Source organism: Cellulomonas sp. FA1, from assembly GCF_000986825.1.
Classification (GTDB): Bacteria; Actinomycetota; Actinomycetes; order Actinomycetales; family Cellulomonadaceae; genus Cellulomonas; species Cellulomonas iranensis.
In genome coordinates this window covers 1,823,850-1,841,311 of record NZ_LBMY01000001.1, presented here as the reverse complement: position 1 = coordinate 1,841,311, position 17,462 = coordinate 1,823,850, and the positions used below count along the sequence as shown (strand labels likewise).

Genomic DNA, 17,462 nt, shown 5'->3' with positions numbered 1-17,462 from the left:
GGCCCGTGACCAGCACGCCCGCCGACCTCGTCCGCCTGCGCCTGGACCTCGCGTACGACGGCACGGACTACGCCGGGTGGGCGCGGCAGCCGGGGCTGCGGACCGTGCAGGGCGTGCTCGAGGACGGGCTCGCGACGGTCCTGCGGGCGGGGCCTCGCGGGGAGGCGCCGCCGCGCGTGACGGTCGCGGGCCGCACCGACGCGGGCGTGCACGCGCGCGGTCAGGTCGCGCACGTCGACGTCGTCGCGGGGGCGTTGGCCGCGGTGCGCGGACGCTCGGACCGCGCGGACGTCGAGGCGCTGACCGCGCGCCTGGCCGGCGTGCTGCCGTCGGACCTCGTGGTGCGGTCGGTGACGCGCGCGCCGGACGGCTTCGACGCGCGCTTCTCGGCGCTGCGACGGCGCTACGCCTACCGCGTGTGCGACGAGCCCGCGGCGCGCGACCCGCTGCGCCGCGCCGCGGTGCTGTGGCACCGGCGCCCGCTCGACGTCGACGCCATGGACGCCGCGGCGCGCACGCTCGTGGGGCGGCACGACTTCGCGGCCTACTGCAAGCCCCGGCCTGACGCGACGACGATCCGCACGCTCGAGGAGTTCGCCTGGGCGCGGCCCGCGGACGGCGCCGACGCGGGCCTCGTCGTCGCGCACGTGCAGGCCGACGCGTTCTGCCACTCCATGGTCCGGGCGCTCGTCGGCGCGAGCCTCGCCGTGGGGGAGGGGCGGCGGCCCGTCACGTGGCCGCGCGACCTGCTCGACGCGCGGCGCCGCGAGGGCGGTGCGACCGTCGTCGCGGCGCACGGGCTCACGCTCGAGGAGGTCGGCTACCCGCCGGACGCCGAGCTCGCGGAGCGCGCCGAGCGCACCCGGGCCCGCCGGGGTGCGCACGAGGTCGACGGTCCGCGCGACGGCGTGACGGACGACGGCCCGCCAGCGCGCGGCTGCTGCGACTGACGGGCCCGGCGTGCGCTCCTCACCGCCCGCTCAGTACCGCGCGCCCTCGTCGTCGGTCGTGAGGTCGTCGTCGTCATCGGTCGGTGCGGCGCCGACGTAGTCCTCCTCGACCAGGTGGACGGCGGCCTCCTCGGCCGACGCCGCGCCGCCCGAGACGCCCGCGTCGATCGCGAACTCGTCGGTGCCGCCGGCCTCCACGGCGTCGTCGTCCTCGACCAGGCGGCCCGCGCGCAGCTCGTCGCGGTGCGGCGGCGGCGGTGCGTCGTCGGACTCCCAGACCTCGGGCTCCTCCTGCGCGACGCGCTGGTCGAGCGTCTCGCCGCGCGACTCCTCCCAGGCGGTCTCGCCGAACCGCGTCGACTGCGGCCGGGGACGCTCGGGAGGGGTGACGCCCTCGTCGAGCGGGTCGTCGACGCCGCGCTCGACGAGCGTGTCCTCGCCGGGCAGCTGGTCGCTGTCGCCCTCCGAGCCGAGTGCGGGGTCGGTGCTGGTGGCTGGGGTGTCCTCGCTCATGGCACGAGCCAAGCACCGCGGGTCGCGGGCCGCCACAGCAGGGCAGGGACGCGGGGGAGAGGGGGCGTGCCCGGCCGGCCGCGGGTCGCGGCGCCGCCTCCGGACGGTGCGGGGCCTAGTCGCCGCGCAGGGCGTCGTCCACGTGCGCGTACGGCCGCAGCACGCGGTCCATGCTGGTGAGCTCGAGAACCGTGCGGACCTGCTCGCCGACCCCGGCGATCCGCAGGTCTCCCTGCGCGACGCGGGTCGCGCGGAGCCCGCCGACGAGCGCGCCGAGCCCCGAGGAGTCCATGAACGGCACGCCCGCCAGGTCCACCACGACGAGCGGGTGCCCCGCGTCGACGGCGCGGTCCACGGCGGCGCGCACGTCGCCGGCGCCGAGCATCGTCAGGCGTCCCACGAGCCGCAGCACGGCCGTCCTACCGTCCCGCAGCTCGAGGTCGAGGTCGAGGCCCATCACCGTTCTCCTTCCGTGCGCCCGGCGGCCCGGTACCCGCGGTACCGCAGCGCCTGGACGACGACGCCCAGGACGACGAGGTCGTAGCCGACCCACGCGACGTTGACGAGCGTGCCGCTCCACGCGGACAGGCCCAGCGCCGCACGGGCCAGCCCGACGGGCACCGCGGCGACCAGCACGACCATCGCCACGAGCTGCGGCAGCACGCGCCGCCACGCGACGGTGCTCGACCGCCCGTCCTTGCGCGTCACCGCGAACTCCAGCGGCCGGCCCCACCACACGTTCGCGGCGGCGGTCACGCAGGCGCGGATCCACACCGGGAAGAGCGCGAGCGCGTACTGCTGGCCGCGCCAGGTGGTCAGGCCGCGCGCCACGACGAGGAACAGCAGCTGGCTCGCGACGAGGAACGGCACGAACCGGGCGAAGAAGTCGACGCTCCACGCGGTGACCGGCATGACCCCGAAGAGCAGGAAGAGGACGGGCGCCACGAGGTAGACCACGGCGGCGAAGCCCGACAGGTAGCTCCACATCGTCGCGGAGTACATGAGGCGCTGGCCCACGGTGAGGCCCGGCACGCGCCACGGGTTGCGCCGCAGCATCGTCTGGACGGTGCCCTGGGCCCAGCGCAGCCGCTGCGTCAGCATCGTCGGGAGGTCCTCGGGGGCGAGGCCGTGCGCGAGGGTCTCGTGGTGGTAGACCGTGCGCCACCCCAGGGCGTGCAGCGCCATGGCGGTCGCCATGTCCTCGGTGACGGACACCGTCGCGACGGGCTGCACCGCCTGCGCCTCGTCGTGCCGGTCGACGTCGACGGCGCGCAGCAGGTCGCGGACCGCCTCGAGGGCGCCGAGGGGGGACCAGTCGCGAGCGGCGAGCCGGGTCAGCGCGGACTGGTCGAGCGTGAGCGTGCCGTGCGCGTCGTGCAGCTCGGCGATCTGCTCGAGGTCCGCCCGCATCCGGGCGACGTCCGCGTCGACGAGCGTGCCGGAGGCCGCGTCGACGGCGCGCTGGAACTCGTAGGTGACGGGCCCCAGGGGATCACCGCCGTCCAGGCGCCGCTGCGCTCGGGCCGCCGCGGCGCGCACCGTCGTGAGGGCGTCGGCGACCGTCGGGTCGGGGGCCTCGCGCGCGGCACGCGCGAGCACGGCGCGCGCGGTGCGCAGCGCCCGGCGCACCGTCGCCCGGGACGCGTCGACGTACCCCACGAGCCCGAGCTGCATGAGCGCGTCGCGACGCAGCACGGCGTTCGAGCCGCAGAAGAAGGCCGCGTTCCAGCCGTCCTTGCCCTGCATGATCGGGCCGTAGAAGAGCGGCGCCTGGCTCCCCAGCGGGTCGGCGACCGGCACGTTGTCGAAGACCTGGGGCGTCTGGACGATCGCGACGCGCGGGTCGTCGAAGTACCCGACCGTGCGGTCAAGGATCGCGGGATCGGGCACCTGGTCCGCGTCGAGCACGAGCACGAGCTCGCCCTCGGTCACCAGGAGCGCGTTGTTGAGGTTGCCGGCCTTGGCGTGCCGCGGGCGCCCCTCCCAGTCCGGCGAGCGCACGACGTAGCCGACGCCGGCGGCCAGCGCGGCGTCCCGCAGCGCGGGCCGTGCACCGTCGTCGAGGACCCACGTGGTGTGCGGGTGGCGGATCCGCTGCGCGGCGAGCGCCGTGCGCATGACGAGGTCGACGGGCTCGTCGTAGGTGGTGACGAGCACGTCGACGGTCGTACCGGGTGCGGGTGGCGGCGGTGCGGGCCGCTCGCGGGCGCGCCACATCGTGAGGCCGAACAGCGTCACGTCGATCAGGGAGTACGTCTCGGCCACCACGAGCGGGACCGCGATCCACCACGCCGCGAGGTTGAGCGACGACGACCAGCGCCAGGCGACGTACGTCCAGCCGAGGACGAGCGTCAGCACGACCAGCACCCGGACGACGACCCGACGTGGCACGGCGACGCACCCCCTGGAGGCGACGGTAGCGCGTGGCCACGCGGCGCGCCGGACCGGGCGGCCGGGCGGAATCTCGTCGCGGGCGGCCCCGCGGCCGGGCGACACTGGTCGCATGGGTCATGTGGACGTCGGCGGTGTCGGTTACACGCTCCCGGACGGCAGGCCCCTGCTGTCGGACGTGACGTTCCGCGTCGGCGACGGCGCGCGGGTGGCCCTGGTGGGACCCAACGGCGTCGGCAAGTCGACGCTGCTGCGCGTCGTCACGGGCGACCTGGTGCCGCACGAGGGGTCGGTGCAGCGCAGCGGCGGCCTGGGCGTCATGCGCCAGGACGTCGGGCGCATCGACGACGACCGCAGCGTGCGCGACCTGCTGGCGGACCTCGCGGCACCGGCGGTGCGTGCGGCCGCGGCCGAGCTGACGGCGGCCGAGCTCGCGATGATGGAGGTCGACGACGAGCCGACGCAGCTGCGCTACGCGCAGGCGCTCGCGGACTGGGCGGACGTCGGCGGCTACGAGGCCGAGGCCGGTTGGGACCGCGTGACCGACGCCGTGCTGTCGGTGCCGTTCGAGCGTGCGCAGCACCGGTACGTGCGGACGCTGTCGGGCGGTGAGCAGAAGCGGCTCGTGCTCGAGGCGCTGCTGCGCGGGCCCGACGAGGTGCTGCTGCTCGACGAGCCCGACAACGCGCTCGACGTCCCGACCAAGCGCTGGCTCGAGGAGCGTCTGGTCGGGTGCGGCAAGACCGTGCTGTTCGTGAGCCACGACCGCGAGCTGCTGGCCCGCGTCGCGACGCACGTCGCGACGCTCGAGCCGACGGCCGTGGGGGCGCGCGTGTGGGTGCACGGCGGCGGGTTCGCGTCGTACGCGCAGGCGCGCGCCGACCGGCAGGCGCGGCTCGAGGAGCTGCTGCGCCGCTGGGAGGAGGAGCACGCGAAGCTGAAGGAGCTCGTGCTCACGCTCAAGACGAAGGCCGCCTTCAACGACGGGCTCGCGTCGCGGTACCAGGCCGCGCAGACGCGGCTGCGGAAGTTCGAGGAGGCGGGGCCGCCGGAGGTGGTCGCACGCGAGCAGCACGTGCGCGTGCGGCTGACGGGCGGGCGCACCGCCAAGCGCGCGGTCGTCGCGACGGGGCTCGAGCTGACGGGGCTCATGCGGCCGTTCGACCTCGAGGTCTGGTACGGCGAGCGCGTCGCGGTGCTCGGGTCGAACGGCTCGGGCAAGTCCCACTTCCTGCGGCTGCTGGCGGCGGGCGGCTCGGACCCCGAGCGCGCGCCGGCCGGCGACGTGCCGGTCGCGCCGGTGGCGCACACCGGGTCGGTCGTGCTGGGCGCGCGCGTCCGCCCGGGGTGGTTCGCGCAGAACCACGCGCACCCCGAGCTCGTGGGACGCACGCTGCTGGAGATCCTGCACCGCGGCGACGGGCACCGGGCGGGCCTCGGCCGGGAGGCCGCGAGCCGGGCGCTCGACCGGTACGAGCTCGTGGAGGCCGCCGAGCAGCCCTACGAGACGCTGTCGGGCGGGCAGCAGGCGCGTCTGCAGATCCTGCTGCTCGAGCTGGGGGGCGCGACGCTGCTGCTCCTCGACGAGCCGACCGACAACCTCGACCTGCACTCGGCCGAGGCGCTCGAGGCCGGCCTCGCGGCGTTCGACGGCACCGTGCTGGCGGTCACGCACGACCGCTGGTTCACGCGCACGTTCGACCGGTTCCTCGTGTTCTCGGCGGACGGCACGGTCGTCGAGACGCCCGAGCCGGTGTGGGACGCCGGCCGCGTCGAGCGCGTGCGCTGACCCGGGCACGCGGGCCCTTCCCGGGCCGCGGTGAGGCGTTGCTCACGGGTTTTGCCGTCGGTGCGGCGTGCCGGTAGTCTGTTGTGTCGTTGTGCGTCCCCTGTCGCGCACCGGTGGCTTCTCACCACCGGGTGCCGATGGCCGTCCTGGTGCGATCCCACTCGCCGGGCGGGATGCTCCGGCAGCCATCCTCGGCCGGTCGCCCCGTGCGGCCTGCCAACGACACGCATCACGAGACAGAGGCACACCGTGCGCACGTACACCCCGAAGCCCGGCGACGTCGAGCGGAACTGGTACGTCATCGACGCGACCGACGTCGTGCTCGGCCGTCTGGCCAGCCACGTGGCCACGCTCCTGCGCGGCAAGCACAAGGCGACCTTCGCCCCCCACGTCGACGGCGGCGACTTCGTCATCGTCATCAACGCGGAGAAGATCGCGCTCACCGGCAACAAGCGTGAGACCAAGCTCGCCTACCGTCACTCGGGCTACCCGGGCGGTCTGCGGGCGACCCGCTACGTCGACCTGCTCGAGAAGCACCCCGAGCGTGCGATCGAGAAGGCCGTCCGCGGCATGCTGCCCCACACGACCCTCGGTCGTCAGCAGCTGAGCAAGCTCAAGGTCTACGCCGGCCCCGAGCACCCGCACGCGGCCCAGCAGCCGAAGACGTTCGAGCTGACCCAGGTGGCGCAGTAAGCCTCCGGCTGCTGCGGCAGAGAAACCAGAACGCGAGGATCCCGTGGCTCAGACCACCGTCGAGACCGAGTACGAGGGCGACGACACGCCCACCAGCTACACCTCCGAGACCGCTGCCCCCGTGGGTCGTGGCCAGTCCCTGACGGCACCGGGCCAGGCGCTCGGCCGCCGCAAGGAGGCCGTCGCCCGCGTCCGCCTGGTGCCCGGCACCGGCCAGTGGAAGATCAACGGCCGCACCCTCGAGGACTACTTCCCGAACAAGGTGCACCAGCAGCTCGTCAACTCGCCGCTGAAGACCGTGGACGTCGAGGGTCGCTTCGACGTCATCGCGCGCATCACCGGCGGCGGCGTCTCCGGCCAGGCCGGCGCGCTGCGCCTGGGCATCGCCCGTGCGCTCAACGCGATCGACGCCGAGAACAACCGCCCGGCCCTCAAGAAGGCCGGCTTCCTCACGCGTGACGCGCGTGTGGTCGAGCGCAAGAAGGCGGGTCTCAAGAAGGCCCGCAAGGCGCCGCAGTACTCGAAGCGCTGATCCAGCGCCTCGGCCCGATGGCCCCGGCTGGTCGACAGACCGCCGGGGCCATCGGCATGTCAAGGCAGGTCGCCGCCGTCACCGGCCGCGACGCAGGAGGAATGACACGACGCCGCGCGGCAGGACCGGGCGCGTCGGGCGAAGGAGTCGGGTGATGGGTCGGTTGTTCGGCACGGACGGCGTGCGAGGGCTCGCGAACCGCGACGTCACGGCGGAGGTCGCGCTCGACGTGTCTGTCGCCGCGGCGCATGTGCTCGGGTCGCAGGGCGCGTTCGAGGGGCACCGCCCGCGCGCCGTGATCGGCCGTGACCCGCGCGCCTCGGGCGAGTTCCTGTCCGCCGCCGTCGCCGCCGGCCTGGCGTCCGCGGGCGTCGACGTCGACAACGTCGGCGTGCTGCCCACGCCCGCGATCGCCTACCTGACGGCCGCGCGCGGCGTCGACCTGGGCGTCGTGCTGTCGGCCTCGCACAACCCGATGCCCGACAACGGGATCAAGTTCCTCGCGAGCGGCGGCCACAAGCTCGACGACGAGGTCGAGGCCGCCATCGAGGCGCGCCTCGGCGAGGCGTGGGAGCGGCCGCTCGGCGCCGCGGTCGGTCGCATCCGCACCGACCAGAGCCTCGCCGGCCAGCAGTACGTCGACCACCTCGTCGCGACGATCGGCGTGCGGCTCGACGGCCTGCGCATCGTCGTCGACTGCGCCAACGGTGCGGCCTCCGAGGTCGGCCCGGCGGCGCTGCGCGAGGCGGGCGCCGACGTCGTCGTCATCAACGCGTCGCCCGACGGGCGCAACATCAACGAGGCCTGCGGCTCGACGCACCCCGAGCAGCTGCAGGCGGCGGTCGTGGCGGCGCACGCCGACCTGGGCGTCGCGTTCGACGGCGACGCGGACCGCTGCCTGGCCGTCGACGCGGAGGGCGTGCTGGTCGACGGCGACCAGATCATGGGGATCCTCGCGATCGCGCTGCGCGACCGGGGAGCACTCCCGCACGACACGCTCGTCACCACGGTGATGAGCAACCTCGGCCTGCGGCTCGCGATGCGCGACGCCGGCATCGCGACCGTCGTCACCGGGGTCGGCGACCGGTACGTGCTCGAGGCGATGCGCGCGGGCGGCTTCGGGCTCGGCGGCGAGCAGTCCGGTCACATCATCGTCGCGGCCCACGCGACGACCGGCGACGGCCTGCTCACGGCGCTGCAGCTCGCGGCCCGTGTGGTCGAGACCGGCCGGACGCTCGCCGACCTCGCGTCGGTCGTGCAGCGGCTGCCGCAGACGCTCGTCAACGTGCCGGGCGTCGACCGCACGCGCACGGACGACGTCGTGCTCGTCGAGGCGGTGTCCGCCGCCGAGAAGTCGCTCGGCGACACGGGACGCGTGCTGCTGCGCGCCTCGGGCACCGAGCCGCTCGTCCGCGTCATGGTCGAGGCGGCGACGCAGGAGGAGGCCGACGAGACGGCGCACGACCTCGCCGCGGTCGTGCGCGAGCGGCTCTCGCTGTAGCGGGCGCCGTGACGACCGGGGGAGGCGCGGTGCGCGACGTCGACCGCTGGGTGCGGGACCACGTGCGCCGGCTGCTCGACGCCGTCCGCGAGGCGGGGCCGGACGCGGTGGCGCCGATCGTGCAGGCGGGGCACCCCGTCCTGCGGTCGGTGGCCGTGCCGTTCGACGGGCAGGTCGACGACGCCGAGCTGCACGAGCTGCTCGGCGTCATGCACCGCACGATGCGCGCCGCGCCCGGTGTCGGGCTCGCCGCCCCGCAGATCGGGCTCCCCGTCGCCCTCGCGGTGGTCGAGGACCCGGGGCCGGGGGACGACGAGATCGCGCGCGTGCGTGAGCGTCCCGCGGTCGTGTACCGCGTGCTGGTGAACCCGCGGTACGCGCCCGAGGGCGACGACGTCGTCGCGTTCTACGAGGGCTGCCTCAGCGTCGAGGGCTACCAGGCCGTCGTCGCCCGGCCCCGCCGCGTCCGCCTCACGGGCGCCGACGAGACGGGGCGGGCGCTCGACGAGGTGCTCACGGGGTGGCCCGCGCGCATCGCGCAGCACGAGACCGACCACCTGCACGGCACGCTGTACCTGGACCGCGCGGACCCGCGCTCGCTGTCCGCGACGGACGCCTGGGGTGCACACTGGGGGACGGAGCCCGTGCCGCGCGCCGCCGCGCGCGCCCTCGGGTTCGGGTTGCCGGACGGGACCCCGGAGGACACCGCGCCGCAGCGGTGACCGCGCCGGGCACCGCGCAGGGCGTCGCGCCTCCGCCCTGCGACGGAGACGCGGGGGCGGGGGGTGAGTCCCGGGGGAGGAGATCGGGGTCGCTCAGGGCTGATTCGGGGGCTATCCCGATGTGCCCGGACCCGACCCCGGCCTAGCGTGGTGACGTCGCCCCACCGGGGGGTGGGCGGGCGAGGGGAGATCACGTGCTGGAGTGGGCGCTGGAGCTGGCGGCCTCGCCGTGGATCTTCGTCGTGCTGTTCGCGTTCTCGGTGGTCGACGGGTTCTTCCCGCCGATCCCGAGCGAGTCGGTGGTCATCGCGCTCGCGTCCCTGTCGGTGTCGACGGGGTCGCCGACACTGTGGATCGTGGTCGCGGTCGCCGCGCTCGGCGCGTTCGTCGGCGACCAGGTCGCCTACCAGATCGGCACCGCGGTGCACGTCCGGCGGCTGCGCGTGTTCCGGGGGCGGCGCGGCCAGGCCGTCCTGGACTGGGCGGAGCGCGCGCTGCGGACCCGCTCCGCGTCGTTCGTCATCGCCGCGCGCTACATCCCCGTGGGGCGCGTCGCCGTCAACATGACGGCGGGGGCCCTGGGCCTGCGTCGTCGGCGCTTCGTGCTGCTCACGGCCATCGCGGCCGTCACCTGGGCGGGGTACTCGACGCTCATCGGGATCGGCACGGGTGCGGTGCTCGGGCACTCGCCGCTCGTGGGCGTGGCGGTCGGCGTGGCGGGCGGGTTCGTGGTCGGGCTCGCCGTCGACTGGGCGTTGCGCCGGTGGCTGCGTCTCGACGACCCGCTGCCGCCGAGCGCACCCGTGACGCCGCTCGCCGCGGCGCCGCGGCCGGCGACGCTCGGCACCGGCACCGAGCCGGCGACACGGCCCGAGGGGTCCGCGGCCTGACCCTCGCCCGTTGTCGAGGTCACGATGACCTCACGATGTGGGACGTGTGACAACGATCCGGTATCGGCCGACCGGGTGACGGCGATCGGCCTCCCAAAGCGGCTTACGCTCGAACGCAGGACGACGTCGACGTCGTCCTCCCCGCTCCCGCGAGGCCCCGGCACCGCCGGGGTCCTGACCGTCGTGCCCGGGGACCGGCAGGACGACGGAGGGTGGGCAGGTGCGAGCAGCGCGACGTGCGGTGACGGCCGTCGCCGTGCTGCTCGCCGCCGCGGCCTGCGCGACCGACGCGCCCTCGGCCGAGGACGCGGCGGGCCCGCCCGCCGAGGTCCGCACGGACGCGGGGTGCCTCGACCCGGGCGTGCTCGACGCCCTCGGTCTCGAGCTCGACGCGAGCCTGCGGACCACGGCGCCGCAGGCCACGACGCGCGGCCTGCCCCCGGCCGGGTTCGTCGCCGACAGCGTGCTCGTGTGCGACCGCGGCGACCCCCTGCGCGACTCCGCGGGCACGTGGTGGTCGGTGACCGCCACGCGTCTCGAGGGGGACCTGGACGACCTGCTCGGGGAGGTCGACGGCACGCGCACCCCGCGCGAGTGCCCGGACGACGCCGTCGTCCCGCAGGTGTGGCTCGTCGACGCGATGGGCGCCGCGGTGCTGCTGCCGGCGGACGTGGCGTGCGACGGCGCCGACGGCATCCCCGCCGCGCTCGGGACCCTCGAGGTCGTGGAGCGCACCGAGCACCCCGTGGCGCTCGCGCAGCCCGTCACGGCGCAGGCCTCGGCGCCGTGACGCGCGCCTGACGCGCGCGGCGCGTCAGATCTTGCGGAGCCGCACGCGCTGCACCGTGTGGTCGGGCCCCTTGGTGAGGACGAGCGTGGCCCGGCTGCGCGTCGGCAGGATGTTCTGCTCGAGGTTGGGCGCGTTGATCGAGTCCCAGATGCTCTCGGCGCGGTCGATCGCCTCCTCGTCCGAGAGCGACGCGTACCGGTGGAAGTACGACGCGGGCTGCGCGAACGCGGTGCGGCGCAGCGAGAGGAACCGGTCGACGTACCACTGCTTGACGTCCGACGTGCGGGCGTCGACGTAGATCGAGAAGTCGAAGAAGTCGCTCAGGGCGAGGTTCGACGTGCCCTCGAGCGTCGGGCGCGCGGGCTGGAGCACGTTGAGCCCCTCGACGATGAGCACGTCGGGCTGCCGCACGACGACCTCGGCGCCGGGCACGATGTCGTACGTGAGGTGGTCGTAGACGGGCACCGCGACCTCGGGGCGTCCGGCCTTGACCTTCGACACGAAACGCAGCAGCGCGCGGCGGTCGTACGACTCGGGGAAGCCCTTGCGCTGCAGCAGACCGCGGCGCTCGAGCTCGGCGTTGGGGTGCAGGAAGCCGTCCGTGGTCACGAGCTCGACGCGCGGCGTGGCGGGCCAGCGCGCGATGAGCTCGCGCAGGATGCGGGCGGTCGTGGACTTGCCGACCGCGACGGAGCCCGCGACGCCGATGACGTACGGCGTGCGGCCCACGTCCTCGTGGAGGAACGTGCTGGTCGCGCCGTGCAGACCCTGCGTGGCCTGGATGTACAGGTCGAGCAGGCGGGACAGCGGCCGGTACGTCGCGTCGACCTCCGCGAGGTCGATCGGGTCGCCGAGGCCGCGCAGCCGGTCGACGTCGGCGTCGGTGAGCGGCAGGGGCGTCGAGGCGGACAACCGGGTCCAGGCGTCGCGGTCGAGGTCGACGTAGGGCGTGGCGGGGACCAGGGACGGCACGACGACGATCATCGCGCATCGCGGGCCCGTGCCGCGCACGGCGCGGTGCGGTGCGGGCGCGACGGGTGTCACGCCTCACCCGGCCGGGCGTGCGCCGGGGTGCCCACTAGGATCGGGCGCATGTGCGGAATCGTCGGTTACGTGGGTGGAGCGGGGGCCAGCGAGCGCCCCCTCGAGGTGGTCCTCGAGGGGCTGCGGCGGCTGGAGTACCGCGGGTACGACTCCGCCGGTGTCGCTCTCGTGGTGCCCGGGGGGCGCCTCGCGACCGCGAAGAAGGCCGGCAAGCTCGCGAACCTCGTGGCCGAGCTGGACGCGCACCCGCTGCCGCCGGCGACGGCGGCGATCGGGCACACGCGCTGGGCGACGCACGGCGGCCCGACCGACGCGAACGCGCACCCGCACGTCTCGGGCGACGTCGCGGTCATCCACAACGGCATCGTCGAGAACTTCGCCACGCTCAAGGCCGAGCTCGTCGCGGACGGCGTCGAGTTCGCGTCGGAGACCGACACCGAGGTGGTCGCGCACCTCGTGGCGCGCGAGCACGCGCGCTCGCAGGACCTGACCGCCGCGCTGACCACGGTGTCGCGTCGGCTCGAGGGGACGTTCACGCTGCTCGCGGTGCACGCGGACGCGCCGGACACGGTGGTCGGTGCGCGGCACGACTCGCCGCTCGTCGTGGGGCTGGGCGACGGCGAGAACTTCCTCGGCTCGGACGTCGCGGCCTTCATCGGCTCGACCCGTGACGCCCTGGAGCTCGGGCAGGACCAGGTCGTGACGATCACGCCGACCTCGGTCACCGTGACCGACCTCGACGGGAACCCGGTCGAGGCGACGCCGTTCCGGGTCGACTGGGACACCGAGGCCGCCGAGAAGGGCGGGTACGGCTCCTTCATGGACAAGGAGATCCACGACCAGCCGCACGCGGTCGCGGACACGCTGCTGGGCCGCACCGACGCGGCCGGGCACCTGGTCCTCGACGAGCTGCGGATCGACGAGGCCGTGCTGCGCGCCGTCGACAAGATCGTGGTCGTCGCGTGCGGGACGGCGGCGTACGCCGGCCACGTCGCGAAGTACGCGATCGAGCACTGGTGCCGCATCCCCGTGGAGGTCGAGCTCGCGCACGAGTTCCGCTACCGCGACCCGGTCGTCGACGAGCGCACCCTCGTGGTCGCCATCTCGCAGTCCGGCGAGACGATGGACACGCTCATGGCCGTGCGGCACGCGCGCGAGCAGGGCGCGACGACGCTCGCGATCGTCAACACGCACGGCTCGACGATCCCGCGCGAGTCCGACGCTGTGCTCTACACGCACGCCGGCCCGGAGATCGCCGTCGCCTCGACCAAGGCGTTCCTGTCGCAGATCACCGCCGCCTACCTGCTGGGTCTGTTCCTCGCGCAGCTGCGCGGCAACAAGTTCCCGGACGAGATCGCGTCGACCCTCGAGGAGCTGCGCGCGATGCCCGACAAGATCCAGGAGGTCCTGGACCGCTCGGGCCGCGTGCGCGAGATCGCCCGGTGGATGGCGGACACGCAGTCGGTCCTGTTCCTCGGCCGGCACGTCGGCTACCCGATCGCGCTCGAGGGTGCGCTCAAGCTCAAGGAGCTCGCGTACATCCACGCCGAGGGGTTCGCGGCCGGCGAGCTCAAGCACGGTCCGATCGCGCTGATCGAGCCGGGGCAGCCCGTGTTCGTCGTGGTGCCGTCGCCGCGGGGCCGGCACTCGCTGCACTCCAAGGTGGTCTCGAACATCCAGGAGATCCGCGCGCGCGGCGCCCGCACGATCGTCATCGCCGAGGACGGCGACGAGGCGGTGCGCCCGTACGCCGACGAGGTGTTCTCGGTGCCGCAGTGCCCGACGCTGCTCGCGCCGCTGCTGACGGTCGTCCCGCTGCAGGTGTTCGCGTGCGAGCTGGCGACCGCCAAGGGCCTGGACGTGGACCAGCCGCGCAACCTGGCCAAGTCCGTCACGGTCGAGTGAGCCGCGCCCGCGGGGGCGCGCGGGGCGCGTCGTGATCGTCGGCGTCGGGATCGACGTCGTCGACGTCGCGCGGTTCATGGCGACGCTCGCGCGCGTGCCGCAGCTGCGCGAGCGGCTCTTCACGCCCGCCGAGCGGGACCTGCCGGACGCCTCCCTGGCCGCGCGGTTCGCGGCCAAGGAGGCGATCGCGAAGGCGCTGGGCGCGCCCCCGGGCATGAGCTGGCAGGACGCGACCGTGCGGCGCGTGATCGGCGCGCAGCCGGTCGTCGAGGTCACGGGCACGGTCGCGGCACGTGCCGACGCGCTGGGCGTCGCGCGGTTCCACCTGTCGATCTCGCACGACGCGGGCATCGCGTCGGCGATGGTCGTGGCCGAGCGCGACGTCTGACCGACGTCGCGCCCGGCGCGCGCTCAGCGCAGGTGCGGCACGACCTCGCGGGCGAAGAGCTCGATGCCCGACCGGTCGTACGCGGCCTCGGCGAAGTACGTGATGGCGTACGTCATGCCCAGGCCCTGCAGCTCGCGCAGCGTCTCGACGATCTGCTCGGGCGTGCCGACGAGCGGGCCGCTGCGGAACTGCTCGGCGACCTCGGGGGCCTTGTCGGGCACCGTGTTCGCGTAGTGCTCCTCGACCCACGCGACGCGGTCGTCGACCTCGGCCTGCGTCGCGCCGATGACGACGTTGTAGTTGGCGGACCGCGTGATCTCGTCGAAGTTGCGGCCGATGGCCTCGCAGTGCCCGCGCAGGATCTCGGACTTGTGCGCGAAGCCCTCGGGCGACCCGTCGAAGTTCGTGTACTGCGCGTGCTCGGCGGCGATGCGCAGCGTCTTCTTCTCGCCGCCGCCCGCGATCCACAGCGGCGGACCGTCGACCTGCAGCGGCAGCGGCGAGAGCTGCGCGCCGTCGACCTGGTAGTGCGTGCCGTCGAGCGTCGCGGTGCCGTTGGTCCACATCTGCTTGAAGATCTGCACGCCCTCGTCGAGCATCGCGATGCGCTCGCCGGCGCGCGGGAACCCGTAGCCGTAGGCGCGCCACTCGTGCTCGTACCAGCCGGCGCCGATGCCCATCTCGACGCGGCCGCCCGAGATGACGTCGGCGGTGGTGGCGACCTTCGCGAGGTAGGCGGGGTTGCGGTAGGCCATGCACGTGCACATCTGGCCGAGCCGCACGCGCGACGTCGACGCCGCGAACGCGTTGATGAGGCTCCAGGCCTCGTGCGTGGCCTCGCCGTTGGGCTCGGGCACGGCGTGGAAGTGGTCGTAGACCCAGATCGACTCGAAGGCGTCGCCGTCGTCGGCCCACGACGCGAGGCCGTGCATGACCTTCCAGTGGTCGCGGGCGTCGATGCCCGTGAGGTCCTGCCGCCAGCCCTGGGGGATGAAGAGTCCGAAGCGCATGCCTCGCACGCTACCCGCGGGTCGGGCGCGCGTCCGGGTGGCGCGGCGAGCCCGTGCACCGGGCCCCCGCGACGTGCGCGCGCGTCGCGCCCGCGCGCGGGCCCGGGCAGGATGGGCGGGTGCTGCTCTCGTGGGACGCCGCCGCCGTGCGCGCGGCCGAGGAACCCCTGCTCGCGGCCGGCGTGCCGCTCATGGACCGCGCCGCCTTCGGTCTCGCGACGCACGTCGCGCGCGTCCTGCGGGACGTGCGCGGGCGCGTCGGCGGCGCGCACGTGGTGCTGCTCGTGGGCTCCGGCAACAACGGCGGCGACACGCTGCACGCGGGTGCGCGGCTCGCGCGCCGCGGTGCGCGCGTCACGGCCGTCCTCGCGTCGCCGCGCGTGCACGGCGACGGTCTCGCGGCGCTCCGGGCCGCGCACGGCCGGGTCGTCCCGGCGCACGACGACGCGGCGGCGGACGCGCTCGCGGGCACGGTGCTCGCGGCCGACGTGGTGCTCGACGGGCTGCTGGGCATCGGTGGACGGGGCGGTGTGCGCGGGCCGGGTGCGCGCCTGGTCGGTGCGCTCGCGGCCGCCGCCGTGAGGCCGGTGGTCGTGGCGGTCGACGTGCCGTCGGGCGTGGGCGTCGACGACGGCACGCGCACCGGTGCCGTGGCGCAGGCCGACGTCACGGTGACGTTCGGCGCGTGCAAGCCCGCGCTGCTGCTGCCGCCGGCGGCCGACGCGGCGGGGCGCGTCGAGGTCGTCGACCTCGGCCTCGACCTCGCGGGTGCGCCGGCCGTCGCACGGCTCGCGGGCGCCGACGTCGCCGCGCTGTGGCCGGTGCCGGGGCGGACGTCCCACAAGTACGCGCGCGGCGTGCTGGGCGTCGTGGCCGGCTCGGACCGGTACCCGGGCGCGGCGGTCCTCGCGTCCGGCGGTGCGCTGCGGGCCGGCGTCGGCATGGTGCGGTACGTCGGGTCGGGCGGGTCGCAGGTGCTCGCGGCGCACCCCGAGGTCGTGGTGGGGGAGGGGCGCGTGCAGGCGTGGGTCGTCGGGCCGGGCGTCGCGCCCGACGACGACGCGCAGCGGGCCCGCGCCCGCGACGCGCTGGTGCACGCGCTCGCGCACGACGAGCCGGCGGTCGTCGACGCGGGCGCGCTCGACCTGCTGCCGGGCCGCGTGCCGCCGCACGTCGTGCTGACGCCGCACGCGGGCGAGCTCGCGACGCTGCTGTCCGCGCGGGGCGCGGCCGTCGACCGGGCCGACGTCGAGGCGGCACCGCTCGCGCACGCGCGTCGCGCGCACGAGCTCACGGGGGCGACCGTGCTGCTCAAGGGCGCGACGACCGTGGTCGTCGGTGCGCACGGCGCGGTGTACGCGCAGGCCGACGCGCCCGCGTGGCTCGCGACCGCGGGGGCGGGTGACGTGCTCGCGGGCGTGCTCGGCGCGCTGCTCGCGGGGCACGCGGCCGACGCGGTCGACGACCCGACGCTGCCGGCCGCGCTCGCGGCCGCGGCGGCCGCGGTGCACGGGCGCGCCGCGCACGCCGCGAACCCGGGCGGCCCGGTGACGGCGTCGGACGTCGCGGCCGCGGTGCCGCGTGTCGTCGCGGGCCTGGTGACGGCGTGAGCGGGACCGCCGCGCCCGGGCCGCGCGGCGCCGCGGCGCCCGCGCCGAGCGGCACCGCCGGCGCGCGGGACCGGTCGGTCGCCGAGCGGGTCGCCCCGCTCGCGGCACCCCTGGCGGACCGGGTGCGAGCGCTGCTCGCGCGCGGCGGGCGCGTCGTGCTCGGCGTCGCGGGCGCTCCCGGGGCGGGCAAGTCGACGCTCGCGGCGCAGGTCGCGGCCGCGTTCCCCGGCGTGAGCGTCGTCGTGCCCATGGACGGGTTCCACCTCGCGCAGACCGAGCTCGAGCGGGCCGGCCGCGCCGACCGCAAGGGCGCGCCCGACACGTTCGACGCCGACGGGTACGTCGCGCTGCTGCGGCGGCTGCGCGCCCCCGAGCCGGGCCGCGTGGTGTACGCGCCCGAGTACCGCCGTGACCTGCGCAACGGCGTGGCGGGCGCGATCGCCGTCCCCGCGGACGTGCCGCTGGTCGTCACCGAGGGCAACTACCTGCTGCTCGCCGACGACGGGTTCGGGCCCGTGGCCGACCTGCTCGACGAGGCCTGGTTCGTCGCCCCGCCGGACGACCTGCGGCTCGCCCGGCTCGTGGCGCGGCACGAGCGGTTCGGCAAGAGCCCCGACGCGGCGCGCGCGTGGTCGACCGGCCCGGACGAGACGAACGCGCGCCGCGTCGCGCCGACGGCCCGGCGCGCCGACCTCGTGGTCGGGCCCGAGCTGCTCGGCTGACCGTGCCACGCG

Annotated in this window: 17 protein-coding genes; 12 read left to right on the top strand and 5 right to left on the bottom strand. The window is 75.5% G+C overall.

Translation table 11 applies throughout. The features are described from left to right. Window positions 1–5: 5 nt before the first annotated feature. Window positions 6–950, top strand: coding sequence for a tRNA pseudouridine(38-40) synthase TruA (gene truA, locus GY42_RS08180; protein WP_046528969.1), 945 nt, complete (start codon window positions 6–8; stop codon window positions 948–950). A gap of 30 nt (window positions 951–980) precedes the next feature. On the opposite strand, the gene GY42_RS08175 is transcribed toward truA, so the two are convergent. From GY42_RS08175 to GY42_RS08165, 3 genes are all read right to left on the bottom strand, one after another. Continuing rightward, window positions 981–1,463 carry a DUF5709 domain-containing protein gene (locus tag GY42_RS08175; protein WP_046528968.1) on the bottom strand — a complete coding sequence of 161 codons (483 nt, stop codon included), beginning with the start codon at window positions 1,461–1,463 and terminating at the stop codon, window positions 981–983. A 115-nt stretch (window positions 1,464–1,578) separates the two neighbouring features. Continuing rightward, a complete protein-coding gene (locus tag GY42_RS08170) occupies window positions 1,579–1,920 on the bottom strand; it encodes an STAS domain-containing protein (RefSeq protein WP_046528967.1) in 342 nt (113 codons plus the stop codon). Next, a complete protein-coding gene (locus GY42_RS08165) occupies window positions 1,920–3,854 on the bottom strand; it encodes a glycosyltransferase family 2 protein (RefSeq protein WP_046528966.1) in 1,935 nt (644 codons plus the stop codon). Before GY42_RS08165 ends, GY42_RS08170 begins: the two co-directional genes overlap by 1 nt. 112 nt (window positions 3,855–3,966) lie before the next feature. Here GY42_RS08165 and GY42_RS08160 point away from each other — a divergent pair, with 112 nt between their 5' ends. The 7 genes from GY42_RS08160 (at window position 3,967) to GY42_RS08130 (ending at window position 10,771) form a co-directional block, all read left to right on the top strand. Further along, window positions 3,967–5,643 carry an ABC-F family ATP-binding cassette domain-containing protein gene (locus tag GY42_RS08160; protein ID WP_046528965.1) on the top strand — a complete coding sequence of 559 codons (1,677 nt, stop codon included), beginning with the start codon at window positions 3,967–3,969 and terminating at the stop codon, window positions 5,641–5,643. A gap of 249 nt (window positions 5,644–5,892) precedes the next feature. Further along, window positions 5,893–6,336, top strand: a complete 444-nt coding sequence (gene rplM, locus GY42_RS08155; RefSeq protein ID WP_046528964.1) for a 50S ribosomal protein L13 — start codon at window positions 5,893–5,895, stop codon at window positions 6,334–6,336. Between the two features lie 43 nt (window positions 6,337–6,379). Next, on the top strand, window positions 6,380–6,868 hold the full coding sequence (gene rpsI, locus GY42_RS08150; RefSeq protein ID WP_046528963.1) for a 30S ribosomal protein S9: 489 nt from the start codon (window positions 6,380–6,382) through the stop codon (window positions 6,866–6,868). 154 nt (window positions 6,869–7,022) lie between these two features. Beyond that, window positions 7,023–8,369: a phosphoglucosamine mutase gene (glmM, locus tag GY42_RS08145; RefSeq protein ID WP_046528962.1), complete on the top strand. Its 1,347-nt coding sequence runs from the start codon at window positions 7,023–7,025 to the stop codon at window positions 8,367–8,369. Window positions 8,370–8,398: 29 nt separating this feature from the next. Continuing rightward, window positions 8,399–9,091 (top strand): peptide deformylase, encoded by a 693-nt coding sequence (locus tag GY42_RS08140; protein ID WP_046528961.1) that lies wholly within the window; start codon window positions 8,399–8,401, stop codon window positions 9,089–9,091. 194 nt (window positions 9,092–9,285) lie between these two features. Beyond that, the gene (locus GY42_RS08135) at window positions 9,286–9,981 is read left to right on the top strand and encodes a DedA family protein (protein WP_046528960.1); all 696 of its coding nucleotides are present in this window, start codon (window positions 9,286–9,288) and stop codon (window positions 9,979–9,981) included. Between the two features lie 220 nt (window positions 9,982–10,201). Further along, on the top strand, window positions 10,202–10,771 hold the full coding sequence (locus GY42_RS08130) for a hypothetical protein (RefSeq protein ID WP_134850580.1): 570 nt from the start codon (window positions 10,202–10,204) through the stop codon (window positions 10,769–10,771). Between the two features lie 24 nt (window positions 10,772–10,795). Here the strand turns inward: GY42_RS08130 and coaA are convergent, their stop codons facing one another. Next, a complete protein-coding gene (gene coaA / locus GY42_RS08125; protein ID WP_046530710.1) occupies window positions 10,796–11,755 on the bottom strand; it encodes a type I pantothenate kinase in 960 nt (319 codons plus the stop codon). Window positions 11,756–11,863: 108 nt separating this feature from the next. Between coaA and glmS the strand changes: the two genes are divergently transcribed. Next, window positions 11,864–13,720, top strand: a complete 1,857-nt coding sequence (gene glmS, locus GY42_RS08120; RefSeq protein WP_046528958.1) for a glutamine--fructose-6-phosphate transaminase (isomerizing) — start codon at window positions 11,864–11,866, stop codon at window positions 13,718–13,720. A gap of 31 nt (window positions 13,721–13,751) precedes the next feature. Beyond that, window positions 13,752–14,108, top strand: a complete 357-nt coding sequence (locus GY42_RS08115; RefSeq protein ID WP_046528957.1) for a holo-ACP synthase — start codon at window positions 13,752–13,754, stop codon at window positions 14,106–14,108. 23 nt (window positions 14,109–14,131) lie between these two features. Here the strand turns inward: GY42_RS08115 and GY42_RS08110 are convergent, their stop codons facing one another. After that, window positions 14,132–15,118, bottom strand: a complete 987-nt coding sequence (locus GY42_RS08110; protein ID WP_046528956.1) for an LLM class F420-dependent oxidoreductase — start codon at window positions 15,116–15,118, stop codon at window positions 14,132–14,134. Window positions 15,119–15,237: 119 nt separating this feature from the next. Here GY42_RS08110 and GY42_RS08105 point away from each other — a divergent pair, with 119 nt between their 5' ends. Both GY42_RS08105 and GY42_RS08100 read left to right on the top strand, forming a co-directional pair. Then, on the top strand, window positions 15,238–16,728 hold the full coding sequence (locus tag GY42_RS08105; RefSeq protein WP_046528955.1) for an NAD(P)H-hydrate epimerase: 1,491 nt from the start codon (window positions 15,238–15,240) through the stop codon (window positions 16,726–16,728). 110 nt (window positions 16,729–16,838) lie between these two features. After that, a complete protein-coding gene (locus GY42_RS08100) occupies window positions 16,839–17,450 on the top strand; it encodes a nucleoside/nucleotide kinase family protein (protein WP_046530709.1) in 612 nt (203 codons plus the stop codon). Window positions 17,451–17,462: the final 12 nt, after the last annotated feature.